General features: G+C 54.5%; 19 protein-coding genes. 11 read left to right on the forward strand and 8 right to left on the reverse strand.

Features of this window, described 5'->3' with window-relative positions; genetic code table 11:
- Positions 1-7: 7 nt before the first annotated feature.
- Genes TIRI35C_RS05540 through tiaS form a run of 3 tightly spaced genes read left to right on the forward strand, consistent with a single transcriptional unit; the run spans position 8 to position 3,249 of the window.
- Positions 8-559, forward strand: coding sequence for a GNAT family N-acetyltransferase (locus TIRI35C_RS05540; protein WP_188202061.1), 552 nt, complete (start codon positions 8-10; stop codon positions 557-559).
- Between the two features lie 30 nt (positions 560-589).
- Entirely contained in the window at positions 590-1,945 is a 1,356-nt protein-coding gene (locus TIRI35C_RS05545; protein ID WP_246454690.1) for an alpha/beta hydrolase, read from the forward strand.
- A gap of 29 nt (positions 1,946-1,974) precedes the next feature.
- Positions 1,975-3,249 (forward strand): tRNA(Ile2) 2-agmatinylcytidine synthetase TiaS, encoded by a 1,275-nt coding sequence (gene tiaS, locus TIRI35C_RS05550; RefSeq protein WP_188202062.1) that lies wholly within the window; start codon positions 1,975-1,977, stop codon positions 3,247-3,249.
- 104 nt (positions 3,250-3,353) lie between these two features.
- Here the strand turns inward: tiaS and TIRI35C_RS05555 are convergent, their stop codons facing one another.
- From TIRI35C_RS05555 to TIRI35C_RS05565, 3 genes are read right to left on the reverse strand one after another with little or no spacing between them, the layout of a single operon-like run.
- The gene (locus tag TIRI35C_RS05555; RefSeq protein ID WP_188202063.1) at positions 3,354-3,806 is read right to left on the reverse strand and encodes a PIN domain-containing protein; all 453 of its coding nucleotides are present in this window, start codon (positions 3,804-3,806) and stop codon (positions 3,354-3,356) included.
- Positions 3,790-4,023 carry a hypothetical protein gene (locus TIRI35C_RS05560; RefSeq protein WP_055429390.1) on the reverse strand — a complete coding sequence of 78 codons (234 nt, stop codon included), beginning with the start codon at positions 4,021-4,023 and terminating at the stop codon, positions 3,790-3,792. The genes TIRI35C_RS05555 and TIRI35C_RS05560 overlap by 17 nt, the downstream gene beginning before the upstream one ends.
- Positions 4,024-4,063: 40 nt before the next feature.
- On the reverse strand, positions 4,064-5,074 hold the full coding sequence (locus tag TIRI35C_RS05565; protein ID WP_188202064.1) for a deoxyhypusine synthase: 1,011 nt from the start codon (positions 5,072-5,074) through the stop codon (positions 4,064-4,066).
- A gap of 71 nt (positions 5,075-5,145) precedes the next feature.
- On the opposite strand from TIRI35C_RS05565, the gene TIRI35C_RS05570 reads away from it, so the two are divergent.
- From TIRI35C_RS05570 to hepT, 6 genes are read left to right on the forward strand one after another with little or no spacing between them, the layout of a single operon-like run.
- A complete protein-coding gene (locus TIRI35C_RS05570) occupies positions 5,146-5,952 on the forward strand; it encodes an SDR family oxidoreductase (RefSeq protein ID WP_188202065.1) in 807 nt (268 codons plus the stop codon).
- Positions 5,953-5,975: 23 nt separating this feature from the next.
- Positions 5,976-6,608: an isochorismatase family protein gene (locus TIRI35C_RS05575; protein WP_188202066.1), complete on the forward strand. Its 633-nt coding sequence runs from the start codon at positions 5,976-5,978 to the stop codon at positions 6,606-6,608.
- Positions 6,590-7,414 carry an NAD(P)/FAD-dependent oxidoreductase gene (locus tag TIRI35C_RS05580; protein WP_188202067.1) on the forward strand — a complete coding sequence of 275 codons (825 nt, stop codon included), beginning with the start codon at positions 6,590-6,592 and terminating at the stop codon, positions 7,412-7,414. Before TIRI35C_RS05575 ends, TIRI35C_RS05580 begins: the two co-directional genes overlap by 19 nt.
- Positions 7,398-8,345, forward strand: coding sequence for a radical SAM protein (locus tag TIRI35C_RS05585; protein ID WP_188202068.1), 948 nt, complete (start codon positions 7,398-7,400; stop codon positions 8,343-8,345). The genes TIRI35C_RS05580 and TIRI35C_RS05585 overlap by 17 nt, the downstream gene beginning before the upstream one ends.
- 44 nt (positions 8,346-8,389) lie before the next feature.
- On the forward strand, positions 8,390-8,803 hold the full coding sequence (locus TIRI35C_RS05590; RefSeq protein ID WP_188202069.1) for a nucleotidyltransferase domain-containing protein: 414 nt from the start codon (positions 8,390-8,392) through the stop codon (positions 8,801-8,803).
- A complete protein-coding gene (gene hepT, locus TIRI35C_RS05595) occupies positions 8,772-9,170 on the forward strand; it encodes a type VII toxin-antitoxin system HepT family RNase toxin (RefSeq protein ID WP_188202070.1) in 399 nt (132 codons plus the stop codon). Before TIRI35C_RS05590 ends, hepT begins: the two co-directional genes overlap by 32 nt.
- On the opposite strand, the gene TIRI35C_RS05600 is transcribed toward hepT, so the two are convergent.
- From TIRI35C_RS05600 to thsB, 4 genes are all read right to left on the reverse strand, one after another.
- Positions 9,167-10,309, reverse strand: coding sequence for an amidohydrolase (locus TIRI35C_RS05600; protein WP_188203062.1), 1,143 nt, complete (start codon positions 10,307-10,309; stop codon positions 9,167-9,169). The two genes, hepT and TIRI35C_RS05600, sit on opposite strands and share 4 nt — an antisense overlap.
- 138 nt (positions 10,310-10,447) lie before the next feature.
- A complete protein-coding gene (locus TIRI35C_RS05605; protein WP_188202071.1) occupies positions 10,448-11,320 on the reverse strand; it encodes a zinc metalloprotease HtpX in 873 nt (290 codons plus the stop codon).
- A 39-nt stretch (positions 11,321-11,359) separates the two neighbouring features.
- Positions 11,360-11,878, reverse strand: coding sequence for a hypothetical protein (locus tag TIRI35C_RS05610; RefSeq protein ID WP_188202072.1), 519 nt, complete (start codon positions 11,876-11,878; stop codon positions 11,360-11,362).
- A gap of 70 nt (positions 11,879-11,948) precedes the next feature.
- Positions 11,949-13,604, reverse strand: coding sequence for a thermosome subunit beta (gene thsB / locus TIRI35C_RS05615; RefSeq protein ID WP_188202073.1), 1,656 nt, complete (start codon positions 13,602-13,604; stop codon positions 11,949-11,951).
- Positions 13,605-13,700: 96 nt separating this feature from the next.
- Between thsB and TIRI35C_RS05620 the strand changes: the two genes are divergently transcribed.
- Complete coding sequence (locus TIRI35C_RS05620; RefSeq protein ID WP_246454691.1) at positions 13,701-14,093, forward strand: hypothetical protein; 393 nt, start codon at positions 13,701-13,703, stop codon at positions 14,091-14,093.
- A gap of 4 nt (positions 14,094-14,097) precedes the next feature.
- Complete coding sequence (locus TIRI35C_RS05625; RefSeq protein ID WP_188202074.1) at positions 14,098-14,766, forward strand: Kae1-associated kinase Bud32; 669 nt, start codon at positions 14,098-14,100, stop codon at positions 14,764-14,766.
- Between the two features lie 2 nt (positions 14,767-14,768).
- Here the strand turns inward: TIRI35C_RS05625 and TIRI35C_RS05630 are convergent, their stop codons facing one another.
- The gene (locus TIRI35C_RS05630) at positions 14,769-15,944 is read right to left on the reverse strand and encodes an ATP-binding protein (protein ID WP_188202075.1); all 1,176 of its coding nucleotides are present in this window, start codon (positions 15,942-15,944) and stop codon (positions 14,769-14,771) included.
- Between the last annotated feature and the right edge of the window lie 92 nt (positions 15,945-16,036).

The following is a 16,036-nucleotide window of genomic DNA, read 5'->3' on the forward strand; positions in this document are numbered from 1 at the left end:
TGTCGCTATGAGGCCGATCATACTCAGGGGAAGTCTCGTGTCGATAGGCATGCTTCTGAAGGACGACCTGCGGCAGGTCTGGCTCTGGTACAACGACCGCGACGTCAGGAAGTACCTCTCGTTCCCGGAGGAGATATTTTTCTACGAGGATGAGCTGGAGTGGTATGAGGCTCTGAGGCGGGAGAAGAAGCACGAAAAGGTATTTGCGATCATGGAGAACTCCTCGCGCTCCCTCGTTGGACTTGTGGGACTGCACAGGATAGACCACCACAACGGACGCGCCGAGCTGGGATACTTCCTGGCCAAAAGGCACTGGGGCCATGGCTATGCCAGCGAGGCCGTAAAGCTTGCCCTTGAATACGCCTTCGAGTGGCTCAACCTGCGGAAGGTCTATGCCCACGTCTTCGAGACAAACATCGCATCGATAAGGGTTCTTGAGAAGAACGGCTTCACCCTCGCCGGCCGCTGGAAGAAACACCAGTACGTCCCAGGGGAAGGCTTCGTTGATGTGCTCTGCTACGAGCGGTTCCGGGAGAACACCGAAAACCACTCCAAGTAGGGGACATGAAAGCCGCCCGGAGGTGGAATAATGGCTGGAAACGGTCGAATCCGACTCCTCGTTGTGCTGCTCGCGGGAATGCTCATCCTCTCCGCGGGATGTCTCAACAGCGGTGGAGCCACACAGACGGCCTCAGGACAGTCCAACGAGAGTACCGCTTTCCAGACCAGTGAGACGATCGGTTCTTCACAGACCACCCCAGTGCCAACGAACTCCGCTTCAACAACAGAAACACCAAGCACTGAAGTGCCCAAGAGGGACAATGAAACGACCTCCACCGCTGCGGAAACCTATGGGGTGGTCAAGGTCACGTTCATCGTCTCAGTCCCCGATTACACACCGGGAAATGACGCGGTTTATATCGCAGGTGACTTCAACGGCTGGAATCCGGGTGATGAAAACTACAGGCTCAGGAAGCGCGACGACGGGAAGTGGGAGATAACGCTGGAGTTCAAGAAAGGGACCAGGATCGAGTTCAAGTTCACCCGCGGCTCGTGGGAGACCGTTGAGAAGGGCAGAAACGGTGAGGAGATTCCGAACAGGGCCCTGGTGCTGGAGGAAAGCGGGAGGTACGAGTTCACGGTTTATCACTGGCGCGATTACGTGGAGGAAGTAGGGGTCGGCATGCACACGATAGTCGGGAACGTGACGACTTTCAAGATGTTCATGCCTCAGCTCAAGGAGACGAGGAGAATCTGGATATACTTGCCGCCAGATTACGGGAAGAGCGACAGAAGATACCCCGTCCTCTACATGCACGACGGCCAGAATCTCTTTGACCGGGCAACCTCCTTCGCCGGCGAATGGGGGGTGGACGAGGCCCTGGAGAAACTCTTCCGGGAGAGAAACTTCTCGATCATAGTTGTCGGCATAGACAACGGCGGCGAGAGGAGGATAGACGAGTACTCGCCGTGGAGGAACGAGGACTACGGAAGGGGCGGGGAGGGAGACGCCTACGTCCGCTTCATCGTCGAAACGCTTAAGCCCTACATCGACTCCCATTACAGAACCATCCCGAACGAGACGGGGATAATGGGCTCCTCCCTTGGAGGACTCATCTCGATCTACGCTGGCTTCGCATACCCGGAGACCTTCCGCTACGTTGGGGCCATGAGTTCAGCCTTCTGGTTCAACCCGGAGATCTACGACTTCGTGAGGAACGCCCCGGAGGGCCCGGAGAAAATCTACATCGACTGGGGGACCCTTGAGGGCAGTGACCCGGCCGGAATGATAGAGACCAACAGAAAGATGGTGAATGTACTGACGGAAAAGGGCTACGTGGAGGGCGAAAACCTTCTCGTCATCGAGGACGAAGGAGCCACACACAACGAGTACTACTGGTCGAGGCGCTTTCCGGACGCGGTGCTCTGGCTCTTCGGCGGTTGATTTTTAAACCCCTTCCCATTTCTTCAACCATGCTCCTCCACATCGGAATCGACGACACCGACTCACCCAACGGCATGTGCACCACATACCTCGGTGCCCTCCTTTACAGGGAGCTTTCCAGTCTAGCGGAGCCCATAGACCTGCCGAGGCTTATCAGACTCAACCCGAACATCCCCTACAAAACGAGGGGAAACGGAGCGGTCGCGATGACCTTCGAGGTCGAGGAGGAGTTGATCCCAGAAATCAAAGATACCGTCCTTTTCTACGTAAACCAGCTGGCAGATTTCACCCACGAGAACACCAACCCGGGAGTTGTCTTCTTGGAGGGGGATATTCCAGAAGAGCTCCGCGAGTTTTCGCTTAAAGCTCTGAGGGAGCACGTTAAGATCGAAGATGCCGAAAGGGTCGCGAAAGATGTCGGGGCGGAGGTCTTCAAGTTCAAGCTCGGCAGGGGAATAATTGGCGCCTTAGCTTCAATCGGCTACCCGCTCGAACGCTTCACCTACGAGCTGTTGGCCTACCGCGAGCCCGAGAACTGGGGGACGCCGAGAAAGGTCGATGCGAAGAGTGTTTTCGCCGCCGACCGCTGGAGCTACCCCTTCACCTACGACAACGTTGACCCATACAAGAGGAGCGTCCTCATAACGCCACACGGCAAAGACCCCGTTCTCGTTGGAATCCGCGGGATTGATGCCGGGAAAGTCCTCCAGACCTTCGAGAGGGTTGAGTTCGAGGAGCCTGTCGCCTTTTACCAGCTCTACAAGACGAACCAGAACACCGACGACCACCTTACCCCAAAGAAAATCGGCGAGCTGAAGCTCTACGACAGCGCGGTAGTTAGGGGCAGGATTGCAAGCCCTTACTGGGAGCGCGGGAGGCACGTCTTCTTCGAGCTTAAAGATGAAACCGGTAGAATCCGTGTCGCGGCCTTCGAGCCGACGAAGAAGTTCCGGAACTGGGTCAGGAAGCTTTTGCCAGGAGATGAAATTATCGCAGCCGGCGGTGTTAAGGAGCACGAGGGCGTTCTGACGCTCAACCTCGAAAAGTTCTATCCGGTGAAGCTCGTCTCCAAAATCGAATATCAGAAGCCCAAGTGTCCAAAGTGCGGGGGAACGATGAAGAGCAAGGGCGACTATTTGAAGTGCAAGCGCTGCGGCTATAAGATGCCGAAGAAGCTCATTCCGGTTGAAGTCCCGCGCGAGCTGGAGATGAAAATCTACGAAGTGCCGCCAGACGCGAGGAAGCACCTGTCGAGGCCGCTGGTGCTGCCGGGTGGGGAGGAGAGGATTTTGAGACTTTTGTGAAGTAAGATATTGATAATCACAATTATCATGACGGTGATTATCATTGATTGATTTGCATTCACCCTGCAAAGGGATTTAAAAAGAGCTTGCAGTGAGGATGCAATCTATCTAATGACCTCAATCGCGTTAATGCCCTCAAAGTCAGAATCAAAAGTCGCTATCCTTGGAATGCCGTGCTTTATGCAGGTCGCGAGAATCGTTGCATCGCTTGGCAGGAGGCCGTACATGGCGGCAACCTCTTTTATTATTTCGGCTCTATCTTCATCGGGGAGGATATAAATCCCAGCATCCCCGATGAGACCTAAGACCATGGAAAACGCCGTTTCAATCAGTTTTAAACCATCTGTAGTCTTGACGAATCGCTTTACATCGTAGATGTTAGAAATTCCGTGTTTCTCTTTGGCGAGCTTCCTAAAAGAGACGTAAACTGCTTCGTTGATTGAAATCGGAGAAATGACCAGCTCGTCTTCTGAAGTCAGTATGTCCCTCGCTCTTGGAGTTAAGGACGTCGTGAAAAGAAAGTTGTAGATGATGTTGGCGTCAATGTATGTCCTCAAAGCCCTCAGCCTCCAGAGCGTAGGTGTCAAGCTCCTCAACGGAAGCCTTTCCGAGTATTCCCATGTAGCTCTCAACGGGAAGTTTCTTACGTTTTTTCTTTAATTTTAATTCAAGGTAGATTCGAAGGGCTTCAAGCTCAAGCTCTCTTTCAATGGTCCGTTTGGTCTCCTCACTAACCTTACCGGGTAGTTTCACGCGAAGGGTTACCTCTTCCATACTCCCACCGCTCTTAATTTGGGGTTCATTAGATATAACCCTATCCCCTCATCACCTTCCACACCAGCAGCGGGAAGACGAGCGTTGCATCTGCCCAGATTTCAACGTAGTCGGCCTTAGCCCTTATCTTGCCCCAGCTGACACCTTCGCTCGGTGGAGCACCGCTCAGAGAGCCGTCCCAGGGGATGGCAGTGGTGATGTAAATCGCGTAGTCCGTTCCACCCCTGAAGAGGTTGGCGTTGATAATCGCGTGCTTGGGTAGAGATCCTCCGAGAATTATCGAGGCGGTCTCCTCGGCGGTAACCGCGAGGTTGTTGAGCTTGACTATATCGTTGGCGATGTCTATGACAAGCTCCCTGTCACCGCGCTCCTCCTTGAAGAAGTAGAGCATGTCCCCTATCGAGCCGTCGGTTATAGCGGGACAGAATATCGGGACGTTCCGCCTGTAGGCCCAGTAGATTACCGAGCGCTCCTTCTCCTTCCCCAGCTTCTCGTCCATGTAACGACCCATCTCGTGGATAAACTCGCTCGCCGTCAGAGGTTTACCGCGCTTCCTTTCCATCTCAAGAACCCGCTCGAAGAAGGGGATCATGTACTTCTCGAACTCGATGTAGCGGTCATTGGGCACGAAGATGTTGCCGATTCTGTTGATTCCCTTCTCGCGCATCAGGACGTCGTTCACATGCCAGTCGCCGAGGACAAAGGGCTTAAGGGCCTTTATGAAGTCCTCTTCTATTCCGCCGGCGGTAGTTACAATGACGTCTACCTTGCCTTCCTTGACGAGCCACGCGATTAGCTCCCTTAAGCCGGAAGAGATTATGTTGGAAGTGTAGCCGAGGAAGACCCTGACTTCACCCCCCTTAGCGCGCTTCTCCTCTACCTTCCGCCATATCTCTATCGCCCTTCCGAGGTGCGCCGCCTGAAAGCCTATGCGCTCGTAATAATCCAAAACCTCCTCAAGGCTCGAAACCTCGTCGGGCCAGGGCCCCTCGATTGGAAGGCCCTCGACCTCTTCGCTCTCCTTTAGCACGATGTCCTTCGGCTCGGTCATGGTTGGCACTACGAGGGTGGACGTATAAAGTTTTGGGAAAGCGTTTTATTTCCATTCCCCAACTCTCCCACATGCCGGTGAAGATAGATCTGAACGGCCTCGGGGTCATAGTCACGGCATCATCGCGAGGCATAGGCTTCAACATTGCAAAGGAGCTGCTGAAGAGGAACGCAAGGGTCGTCATAAGCTCGCGGAGCGAGGGGAACCTAAAGAAAGCCCTGGATGAGCTTTCGAGCTACGGTGAGGTTTATTCCGTCAGGACAAACCTCTTCGACCAGAAAGACCTTGAGAACCTCGTCAAAAAAAGCTGGGAGCTTTTGGGTGAGGTTGATGCCCTCGTATGGAACGCGGGAAACGTCCGCTGTGAGCCGTGCCTCCTTCACGAGGCGAGCTACACAGACTGGATAGAAGCTTCTGCCCTCCACACGGTAGCCCCTGGTTATCTAACGACCCTCCTCGTTCAGGCGTGGCTCGAGAGAAAAAGGAAGGGCATTCTCGTTTACCTCAACTCAGTCTCGATAAAGGAGCCAATGCCGCCACTGGTTCTGGCGGATGTTACGAGAGCCGGCCTTGTTCAGTTAGCTAAGAGCGTTTCGAGAACCTACGGAAAGCACGGAATAAGGGCCTACTCCATCCTCCTTGGTAGCTTTGACACGCCGGGAGCGAGGGAGAACCTTAAGGCCGTTGCCGAGTCTAGGGGAGAACCCTTTGAGGAAACCTGGGAGCGGGAGGTTCTGGCCAGAACGCCCCTCCACAGGACTGGGAGGTGGGAAGAACTCGGCTCGCTCGTGGCTTTTCTCCTGAGCGAGGGAGCGGAATACATGCTCGGCTCGACGGTGGTCATAGACGGCGCGATGACGAGGGGGATAGACATTTAAGGCCGCCCTCCCTTCCCACACCCATGAAGGAGGACTACCTAACCGGGGAATTCATAGCGGAGATGGGGGAGAGGTACTTCAGGCCGAGCAAATGGAGAAAGATTAGGCCGTTCCGGAAGGCGGCGGTTCTGGCGATAGACCTTCAGGCGTATTTCCTCAGGCCAGAGAGCAGGGCGTTCCTGCCCTCGGCGCCGCGCTTCATTCCGAAGCTGGTGGAGTTCTACGTGGAAGCGGAGAGGCTCGGCGTTCCGCTAATCTTCACCCGTCATTTCCACCAGAACGACATCATGACCCGCTGGTGGGGCGGAGACATGCCGAATAACGACCCGTTGAACGAACTTCTCGAAGAGTTCAAGCCCTTCGCCGGAACCGTCATTGAGAAGAAGACCTACGACGCCTTTCACGGCACTAACCTCGAGGGCCTGCTGAGGGGGCTTGGAGTCGAGACGGTCATCGTAACCGGCGTCATGACCCACCTCTGCTGTGAAACCACTGCCAGAGAGGCCTTCGTCAGGGGCTTCAACGTCGTCTTCCCCGTCGATGGGACGCTGACCCAGAACAGGCTCTTCCATGAGGCAACGCTCAGAAACCTCTCCCACGGCTTCGCGGTTACGCCCCTGTTAAAGGAGGTGCTTGAATGGCTCTCGTCGGAATAATCGGGGCGGGAATAGGGGGCATTGCAGCGGCCGTCCAGCTCAAGCGCTACGGGATAGGGAGCGTGATATTTGAGCGCGGCCGGATAGGTGGGCTCATAAGGAACGCCTACTCCGTGGAGAACACGATGTTCTTCCCAGACGGAATCAAGGGCGAGAAAGTCGTCGAAATCCTTGAGGAGTACGTGAGGAGGTATGGCCTGAAAATCCTCTACGAGGAAGTCAAGGCCGTGAGAAAGACCGGCGAGCTGTTTGAAGTCGAAACAGAGGAAGGAACTTACCGCTTCAAGTACCTCGTGGTTGCGACGGGGACGAGGCCGAGAAAGCTTCCCTTCGAGGGGATAGTCTACCACGTCTCTGAAGTCCCGAGGCGGCACTACGGAAGGGTTCTCATAATCGGCGGCGGCGATGTGGCCTTTGACTACGCGCTGACGATGAGCGAGACCAGCGACGAGGTAATAATCCTAATGAGGAGCGAGCCGAAGGCCTTGCCCTATCTCCAGGGGCTTGTGAAAAAGCGCTCAAACATCAGGACGCTGATGGGACAAGTTCGGGAAATAAGGCCCATAAACGGGAAGGGAAAGCTTTTAGCCAGAACGAGCGCTGGCGACTTTGAGGTAGAGTTAGTGCTCGGGGCCATCGGCAGGGTTCCAAACATCGAGCTGGTTCAGGACATCGAGGACGATAACCTTTTCCTGGTCGGGGACGTTAAGAACGGAATCTACAGGCAAACGGCCCTGGCCATAGCCGATGGAATCAAAACCGCGATGGTGATATGGAGGAGGGAGAGGTATGGAGATACTGAGTGAGGTTGGCGACCCCAACGTTGCGGTGGTTTATATAGGAAAGACTTCCAAGGGGAACATCGTCGAGTTCGTCGAATCGATTCCGACCTACAATCCGCAAGAAAAGTGGGTTCTCATAGTTTCATCGCTCAACGGCTGTCCGGTCGGCTGCAAGATGTGTGACGCGGGCTTCTTCTACAAGGGAAGGCTGGACCTCGATGAACTGATGGAGCAGATAGAGTATCCAATCCAGAAGCGCTGGAACGGGAAGCCAAAAACCAGGAAATTCAAGGTGCAATTCGCAAGAATGGGCGAGCCGAGCTTCAACATGGCAGTGATAGAGGCGATGCGGCTTTTGGGCGAGCGTTACGAGAACTTCCACCCGTCGCTCTCCACCGTTGCCCCGATAGGAACCGATAAGTTCTTCGAGGCACTGCTGGAGCTGAAGAAGGAGGCCTTCCCGACCAACTTCCAGCTGCAGTTCTCGATACACTCCACCAGTCCTGAGCAGAGGGACGAGATAATCCCCGTTAGAAAGTGGGACTTCGAGAGGATAGCCGAGTACGGTAAAGCTTTCTACGACGAGGGCGGTAAGAAGATTACGCTCAACTTCGCCCTTGCGAGGGAGAACGAGGCCGATGCTGAAGTCATAGCCGAGTACTTCCCAAGGGAATACTTCCTCATCAAAATAACGCCGCTCAACCCGACGGTGAGTGCCCTAAAGAACAAGCTCACCAACGACGTTGACCTTGAGACAGGCCTTCCGATGAAGCACAGGAAGTTTGTTGATGACCTCAGAAGGCTCGGCTACGAAGTCATCATCTCCGTCGGCGACACCAGAGAGAATCTCATCGGCTCGAACTGCGGCCAGTACATCCTCCGCTTCCTCAAAGAGAGACCGGAGCTTAGGGAAGCCTATACCTTCGCGAGGGGGTTTGAGTTTAAGGTGAGCTGACGAAAGGCTTATCTTTTCCTCATCCCAACCTCTCTGGTGGTTCAATGAAACTCATGGCAGGGCTCCGCAGGGACTTCCGAGAGTTCAAAGACTCATGCATGGGGATTCTCCTCTACGGATCTCACGCTAAGGGAGAGGCTACAAGCAGAAGCGACATCGATGTATGCCTCGTTAAGCCAAAGCCCGGCGTATATGGGGAAGTTCTCCAAAAACTCGGTGGAAAGTACGATATCAAAGTCTTCGAGGAGCTTCCCCTCTACATCCAGATTGAGGTTATCGGGAACCACAAAGTAATTTACGGCGACGAGGTTGAACTGTCAGAGTACTTCTACCGCTTCCGAAAGCTGTGGAGGGACATGGAGCACAGGATAAAGGAGAACCGGTTTGAGAGCGTGAGGGAGAAGATAAGACTCAGGAGGCGTGCCCGTGAGAAGGCACAGGTACTTAGAGAAGCTTGAGCGGTTTGAGGAGGAATACGAGTTCATAAAGAGCCATGAAATGAAGGACGATGTTACCCAGAGGGCCCTCTTCTACTCCCTTCAGCTCTGTGTCGATATAACTATGGATCTTGCAGCAATGCTTGTTAAGGACTTGGGCATGACCGTTGAAGATGATTATACAAACATCGATCGGCTTAGAAAAGCAAAAGTTATCTCCGAAGATGAAGCCGGACTTTTGAGGGCGTACAACGGACTTAGAAATGCCATTGTTCACAAGTACGACAGACTTAACCTCGATGCTGTGAGGGAGGGCCTCAGCAGAATTGATGAGCTGTATGAGATTGTTATAAAGCTCGTGGAAAAGTATGAAAAGCTGGAAGACTAAAGCTCCGCCTCGTGAATCAGCTCGCCCTCCGCGAAGACGTGCGTCGGATAGTTCTCAAGGCTGAAGGGGTCGCCGTTCCAGACGACAAGGGAAGCCCACTTGCCCTTCTCTATGCTTCCGAGCCTGTCGTCAACGCCGAGGATTTTCGCGTTGTTGTGGGTGATGACCCTTATAGCCTCCCCCTTGCTCATGCCGAGCCTTATGAAGTGCCTGAGCTGGAGGTAGAGGTTGGCCTGGAGCGTGACGGGGTGGTCGCTCATGAGGCCAAAGAGGGGCTTGACCTCGAGCAGGTAGCGGGCGTTCTTCCAGTCCTCGTGCTTGAGTTCGACTTTGTAAGGCAGGCTGTCAAAGGGGCCGTAAACGATTGGAACGCCTTCCCTCTTTATCTTCTCGAAAGTCTCCCTGCTGTGGACGTCGCCGGCATGCTCGATTGTAATCCGCAGTCCGAACTTCCTCTTTATCATGAGGAGCGCCGCGATGTCGTCCTCCTTGTGGACGTGGACGCGGAGCGGGACTTCGCCCTTGAGGACTGGTATGAGGGCCTCAACCGTAGGCTCGACCTCCTCCGGCTCCTTCTTGCCCTTCTCAAGGAGCGCTATGGTGTTCCTGGTCTTTATGAGCCAGCTGAGGAGTATCCCTATTGCACCCATCCTCGTGCTTGGCCTCGTCCCCTTCCACTCCTTGGTGGAACGCGGGTTGTAGCCGAAAGCCGCTTTGACGCCGGCGTACTGGATGAAAGCCTCCTCGATGTCGCGTCCGTAGTTCCTTATGAAGACCGCCTTTCCGCCGATTATGTTTCCGCTTCCCGGCAGAACTGACGAGTAGAGAACACCGAACTCTATCGAGTGTTTGAAGGCCTTGTCGTCCATGTAGATCGAGTAGAGGGCATCAACGAGCGGAAGAACCACGTCCATCTGCTCGTTGGCTTCGCCCTCCTGGTAGGGCTCTCCGTAGCGCTCCATTCCTATGTGGCTATGGCCGTCTATGAACGCGGGTGTAACAACGCCCTCGGCTATAACTTCGGCTTCCTTCGGCTTTTCCTTCGTTACATCAACTATGTTCCTATCAAAAACGACGTACACATCCCTGAGAACGTTCCCCAGACCGTCGTAGAGAATGGTGGCTTTAACGGCCTTCATGGTCGTCACCGCTTAAGAGTCCGCCCGAACGCTTAAATGCCTGTCGATGATTTAATTGCAGAATTAGATAATTATGGGATTCCAGAACTCCGCAATATCCACCTATCGGCAAAGGCAAGATAGAAACAGAAAAGAACCTCAGAAGTAGATTCCCATCTCCTCGGCGATCTTCCTGAGCCTTTCGATTCTCTTCTCCGTTGGCGGGTGTGTCGAGAAGAGCTCCGCGACGCTGACACCTCTGAACGGGTTCACGATGAACATGTGGGCCGTTGCTGGGTTCCCTTCCCTCATCGGTCTGTAGCGAACCGCCCCCTCTATCTTCATCAGCGCGCTGGCCAGCGCGTGGGGCTTGCCGCTTATCTTTGCTCCACCTTCATCGGCTAAGAACTCCCGTGAACGGCTCACCGCGGCCTGTATCAGCATCGCCGCTATTGGGGCCAGGACCGCTATCAGTATAGCAACAAGCACGTTGCCGGCGTCGTCCTCGTCCCTGCCGAAGCCGCCGAAGATGGCTATCCACCTTGCCCAGTAGGCGAGCTGGATTATGGCCCCGGCCATTGCGGCAGCTATCGTCCCTATGAGGATGTCCCTGTTCTTTACGTGGGTCAGCTCATGGCCTATGACACCTTCAAGTTCATCCCTGTCGAGAAGCCTGAGAAGTCCGGTCGTGACTGCCACGACGGCGTGCTTCGGATCCCTCCCCGTGGCGAAGGCGTTAGGCGTCTCGCTCGGGATTATTGCAACTTTAGGCATCGGCAAGCCGGCGTTCTCGGCAAGCTTTCTGACTATCGCGTAGAGCTCAGGGGCCTCAAACTCATCCACGATCCTCGCGCGGTACCAGCTCAGGACGATTCTATCGCTGTACCAGTAGGTTATGAAGTTGAAGGCCAGCGAGAACAGGAACATTAGGAAGGCTACGTTCGGCCCGCCGAAGACGTAGCCGATGGCCATTAGCAATCCCGTCAGTATGGCCATGAGCAGGCCGGTTCTCAGCCACATCAGCAGTCCCATCTTTTCACCCCCCAGAGAAGTTAAAATAACCGATTGGTACTAAAAGCTTTCGGTGCATTCCCTCAGCCTAGACAAGAACTCCTCCCTGCCAAGGCAGTTTTTACCTTTTCTCAGGTTAACGGCCGCAACTTTGTAGTTGCCTTTCCCAACAAACCTGCAGGCATTTGAAGGGTCATCTACAAGCCTTGCCACCGCAAAGGTCTTGCCACCGCACTCCATGTAGTCTATGACGGTATCCTGGAAGCCGGTGAAGGCCACGACGCACTTCCTGTCTGGGTTGAAGGGCATGAGGTCCTCATCTACGGGCGGGAGCTCCTTAACGACGCAGGACTCCGGAAAGCGGCCGGACTTTATCTCTCTGATAAGCGCCGGAAGCTCGCTCGTTCTCTCGAAGTTCTCAACTTCCTCGATGGTTACGGGCAGGGGCTCAAGGGAATAGCAGAGAACCCTCTCGTCGTGGTACATGATGTAGGTTCCGTCATCTTTGAATAGAAAGGCTATCCTCTCGCGAGGAAGGTCAAAGATGTAACCAGCTCTGCTCTTCTTCACAGCGTACATGCCACCACCCGCCGAGAATCTGGCAGTCAGTTGGATATCGTCTTCTGGAAAGTAGAATAAAAAAGGGGCATCACATGCCCATGTCCATGCCGCCCATTCCGCCCATACCGCCGGGCATTCCACCGCCCTGGCCGCCCTCGGGCTTGCTTATCTTGGCGGCGATGACGTCGTCAATGCGAAGTATCATTATCGCGGCCTCGCTGGCGCTCTTGATGGCCTGCTTCTTAACCCTCAACGGCTCGATGATGCCCTTGGCGAGCATGTCAGCCGGCTCGCCGGCGAAGACGTCGATGCCTATGGCCCTGCCCCTGTTCTTGTGCTCGCTGATGGCCTTGACAAGCATTTCAACGGTGTCAAGACCGGCGTTCTCGGCGAGGGTCTTCGGGATTATCTTGAGGGCCTCGGCGAAGTTCTCTATAGCGAGGGCCTCCTTGCCGCCAACCTGCTTGGCGTACTCGTCGAGCCTTATAGCCAGCTCGATCTCCGGAGCACCGCCGGCCGGGAGGATGTAGCCGTCCTCCATGACGTCCTTGACGACCTTGATGGCGTCCTCAAGGGCGCGCTCAACCTCGTCGATGACGTGCTCGGTGCCGCCCCTGATGAGTATGGTGACGGCCTTCGGGTTCTTGCAGCCCTCAACGAAGATCATGCTCTCGCCGGCGATCTTGCGCTCCTCGACGAGGTCGGCGTGGCCGAGGTCCTCGGCAGTGAGGTCCTTAACGTTGGTAACGACCTTAGCGCCAGTAGCTTTCGCGAGCTTCTCCATGTCGCTCTTCTTGACACGCCTGACGGCGAGGATTCCGTACTTGGCGAGGTAGTGCTGGGCGAGGTCATCGATGGCCTTCTGGACAAAGAGGACGTTCGCACCGGTGGCGGCGATCTGGTCGACCATCTCCTTGAGCATCTTCTCCTCCTGCTCAAGGAAGCTCATGAGCTGGTCCGGGCTGGTGATGTTTATCTTCGCGTCGGTCTCGGTCTTCTTGACCTCAAGGGCCTCGTTGATGAGCGCTATCTTGGCGTTCTCGACCCTCTTCGGCATCCTGGGGTGGACGCGCTCCTTGTCGATGACGACGCCGCGAACGAGCTCGCTCTCCTCGACGCTCTCGCCAGCCTTCTTCTCGATCTTGATGTTGTCGATGTCAACAACGTACTTCCCGTCCTTCTTCTCGGCGACCTGCCTGACGGCGTCAACGGCGAGCCTGGCAAAGAGCTCCTTGTGGCTCTCGGCGTTCTTGCCAGTTATGGACGTCATGGCTATCTTCATGAGGGTCTCCTCGTCGTCCGGGGTGACCTCTATGGCGATATCCTCGAGTATTTCCTGGGCCTTCTCGGCGGCCATGGTGTAGCCCTTAACGATGATGCTCGGGTGAATGTTCTGGTCGAGCAGTTCTTCGGCCTTCCTGAGAAGCTCACCGGCGATGACGACGGCGGTGGTGGTACCGTCACCGGCTTCTTTGTCCTGGGTCTTGGCAACCTCAACCATCATCTTGGCAGCGGGGTGCTGGAGGTCGATCCTGTCGAGTATAGTGGCTCCATCGTTGGTGACAACGACGTCACCGAGGCTGTCCACAAGCATCTTGTCCATTCCCTTGGGTCCAAGGGTCGTTCTAACAGTCTCCGCGATTATCCTCGCGGCGAGAATGTTGAGCCTCTGGGCGTCCCTTCCAACGTACCTCTGGGTTCCCTCGGGCAGAATAACAACCGGCTGTCCGCTGAGCTGTGCCATTTAACATTCCTCCTACCAAATTGCTTTTTGCAGAAACGCTTCGTCAGCGCTCTATAAAAAGTTTTTGTTCAAAAATTTCAAAAAATCCGGATAAATTTGAACAATAGACAGGAACCGACCGAAGATGCGGAGGAAAGGGCTAAAACCTTTAGAACCAAGGCACCGCTGGTGGGAGTGATGGAACCTGTGATATACCCGTTGACCCCAGAGAAAGTCCTGAGCATTCTTGACGTCATAGAGGACTACGGCGTTATAAGTGTGGACGTTGACAACGCCGCCTCTATTCTGGATGATATGCTATACTCCAATGCCGAAAAGCTCCAATACGCGCGCAGAATTCTAGACAATGGAAACGTTGATAAGGCCGTTTTAGTTGTACGGGATAGAGGGGGAGTGATTGTTATCAAAATGGAGAACGTCGTTGAGATAAGGGTTGCAATAAAGGACTACTCAATGCTGATTGAGGATTTCGCGCTTAACCAGGGGTGATTTCATGGAGCTGATAAAGCAGGGTGCGGAGGCCAAGATATACCTCGTAGAATTCGGCGAGTACTTCGGCGCGGACCTGCTCCCCAAGGAAAGAGTCATCATCAAGCACAGAATTCCGAAGCGCTACCGCATAAGGGAGATAGATGAGAAGCTGAGGAAGGAGAGGACGGTGAGAGAAGCCCGGGTCCTCCACCGTGCCAAAGAGTTCGGCGTGAACTGTCCTCACGTTTACGAGGTCAATCTGAGGGACATGGTAATCGCAATGGAGTTCATCGACGGAAAGAGGCTGAAGGAGCACCTCGAGGAGGTTCCAGTGGAGGAAAGGCTTTCCCTCTGCCGCGAGATAGGCAGGCAGGTTGGAAAACTTCACGAGGCGGGGATAGTTCACGGTGACTTAACGACCTCCAACATGATACTCCGCGGAGGAAGGATTTACCTGATAGACTTCGGTTTGGCGGACTTTGACCCCACCCTGGAGGCCCAGGGCGTCGATCTGCATCTCCTAAAGCGGGCCATGGAGAGCACGCACTACACGTGGTTCGAGGAGGGGTTTGAGGCGGTTCTGGAGGGCTACGCAGAGGTTCGCGGTGAAGAGAGGGCTGGAGAAATCAGAGAAAAGATAGAAGAAATCGAGAGCAGGGGAAGGTACAGGGAGAGGAGCTGGGTCGGGTAAGTTCAATATATCAAGCCAAAAAGGAAGAGCGGAATCCTGCCGTTTCCGGTCAGCAGTCCGTCCACGGCTATGTAATCCGGCCTCTGATATCTCCTCTTCTTCTCACCACTAACTTCTATTATCCAGTCTCCAACTTTAAAGTCCGCGGTTTTTTCACCCCGCTTTCCCTTTAGGTAGCACGGCTGGGAGATCCACCTCACGTGGTTCACGAAGAACTCCTCCCTCAAGGCACCCCGGTGAATGCTGAAGCCCTTTTTGGCAAAGAACATTCTGAGTGGAACTGTAAGGTAGAGCTTTGGCTCCTTTCTTACGCTACCGCAGGGCTGGAGGGTGTATAGCAAACCTGCCTTGGAGAGGTCCTCAACGAGCCTTATGGCCATGTTCTTTGAGACGCCCAGCTCCTTGGCTATTGAGGAATAATTCACCTCAAAGGGAGCAGATTTAGCCACGAGATAGAGCAGGTGGTATGCATCTGTCTCGTACTTCACGCTGATTTCCCTCAGCGCGGATAGGTCCTCGAGTATAACCTTTCTGATGGAGTTTTCGAGGGCATCGTAGAACCCGCTCTCCGGGTAGAGGGCACCACCCCGCTCCATGTACTCCGTCCAGAGGGCGTGAAGTTCCATGTACATCTCTGTCATGTCAAACGGTCTGGAAATCACTTCTTCCATTGAGTGGACGGGGATATCCATACCCTTTCGAATGTTCAGCCACTCCCTAAACGATGCCGGCGGCAGTTCCTTCAGCACGACCCTACGGGACAGGTCCGCTCCGGAGTGAAGGATATCAACGGCAGATGACCCTGAAAAGAATATCCTGACTTCATGCTCGTCGTACAGAGTTTTTACGTCTTCCGCCCAGTCGGGTTTTCTATGGATTTCGTCGATGAAGACGTTCCTGTATCCGAGGCTGGAGAGAGCCTTGACAACCTCGTAGAGGGAAAAGGGCTTTATAAGCGTGGAATCCGCAGAGAAATATATGCTCTTCTTCGTTTCCATGGCAAGCTGGAGCATTAGAACCGTTTTGCCAACGCCCCGAAGTCCCTTGATGCCGACGTAGTATTCCTCGTCTATCCTTTTTAGTTCCGGGTAAAGAAAGCGCTTCTTTGGAAATTTTTTCGCCCACGCCATCAACCGCCGGCTCGTTGCTACCAGGGAAGTTAATATTCTGTCCTCCATGATACCCCTGCGCGTCGTTTCTTTATAAACCTTGTCCCCACGTGAGGACGATATGCATGCATTCCGTCACCGCTCAGGGACGAGTGCAGAAC

It is taken from the genome of Thermococcus camini, assembly GCF_904067545.1.
GTDB classification, from domain to species: Archaea; Methanobacteriota_B; Thermococci; order Thermococcales; family Thermococcaceae; genus Thermococcus; species Thermococcus camini.

Bases quoted from the DNA above. Each gene is read 5' to 3' on its own strand.
- TIRI35C_RS05630 (WP_188202075.1), bottom strand. From the start codon at position 15,944: ATGGAGGACAGAATATTAACTTCCCTGGTAGCAACGAGCCGGCGGTTG.
- TIRI35C_RS05570 (WP_188202065.1), top strand. From the start codon at position 5,146: ATGCCGGTGAAGATAGATCTGAACGGCCTCGGGGTCATAGTCACGGCA.
- TIRI35C_RS05600 (WP_188203062.1), bottom strand. From the start codon at position 10,309: ATGAAGGCCGTTAAAGCCACCATTCTCTACGACGGTCTGGGGAACGTT.
- TIRI35C_RS05565 (WP_188202064.1), bottom strand. From the start codon at position 5,074: ATGACCGAGCCGAAGGACATCGTGCTAAAGGAGAGCGAAGAGGTCGAG.
- TIRI35C_RS05580 (WP_188202067.1), top strand. From the start codon at position 6,590: ATGGCTCTCGTCGGAATAATCGGGGCGGGAATAGGGGGCATTGCAGCG.
- TIRI35C_RS05540 (WP_188202061.1), top strand. From the start codon at position 8: ATGAGGCCGATCATACTCAGGGGAAGTCTCGTGTCGATAGGCATGCTT.
- tiaS (WP_188202062.1), top strand. From the start codon at position 1,975: ATGCTCCTCCACATCGGAATCGACGACACCGACTCACCCAACGGCATG.
- TIRI35C_RS05605 (WP_188202071.1), bottom strand. From the start codon at position 11,320: ATGGGACTGCTGATGTGGCTGAGAACCGGCCTGCTCATGGCCATACTG.
- TIRI35C_RS05560 (WP_055429390.1), bottom strand. From the start codon at position 4,023: ATGGAAGAGGTAACCCTTCGCGTGAAACTACCCGGTAAGGTTAGTGAG.
- TIRI35C_RS05625 (WP_188202074.1), top strand. From the start codon at position 14,098: ATGGAGCTGATAAAGCAGGGTGCGGAGGCCAAGATATACCTCGTAGAA.
- TIRI35C_RS05575 (WP_188202066.1), top strand. From the start codon at position 5,976: ATGAAGGAGGACTACCTAACCGGGGAATTCATAGCGGAGATGGGGGAG.
- TIRI35C_RS05610 (WP_188202072.1), bottom strand. From the start codon at position 11,878: ATGTACGCTGTGAAGAAGAGCAGAGCTGGTTACATCTTTGACCTTCCT.
- TIRI35C_RS05545 (WP_246454690.1), top strand. From the start codon at position 590: ATGGCTGGAAACGGTCGAATCCGACTCCTCGTTGTGCTGCTCGCGGGA.
- TIRI35C_RS05585 (WP_188202068.1), top strand. From the start codon at position 7,398: ATGGAGATACTGAGTGAGGTTGGCGACCCCAACGTTGCGGTGGTTTAT.
- thsB (WP_188202073.1), bottom strand. From the start codon at position 13,604: ATGGCACAGCTCAGCGGACAGCCGGTTGTTATTCTGCCCGAGGGAACC.
- TIRI35C_RS05590 (WP_188202069.1), top strand. From the start codon at position 8,390: ATGAAACTCATGGCAGGGCTCCGCAGGGACTTCCGAGAGTTCAAAGAC.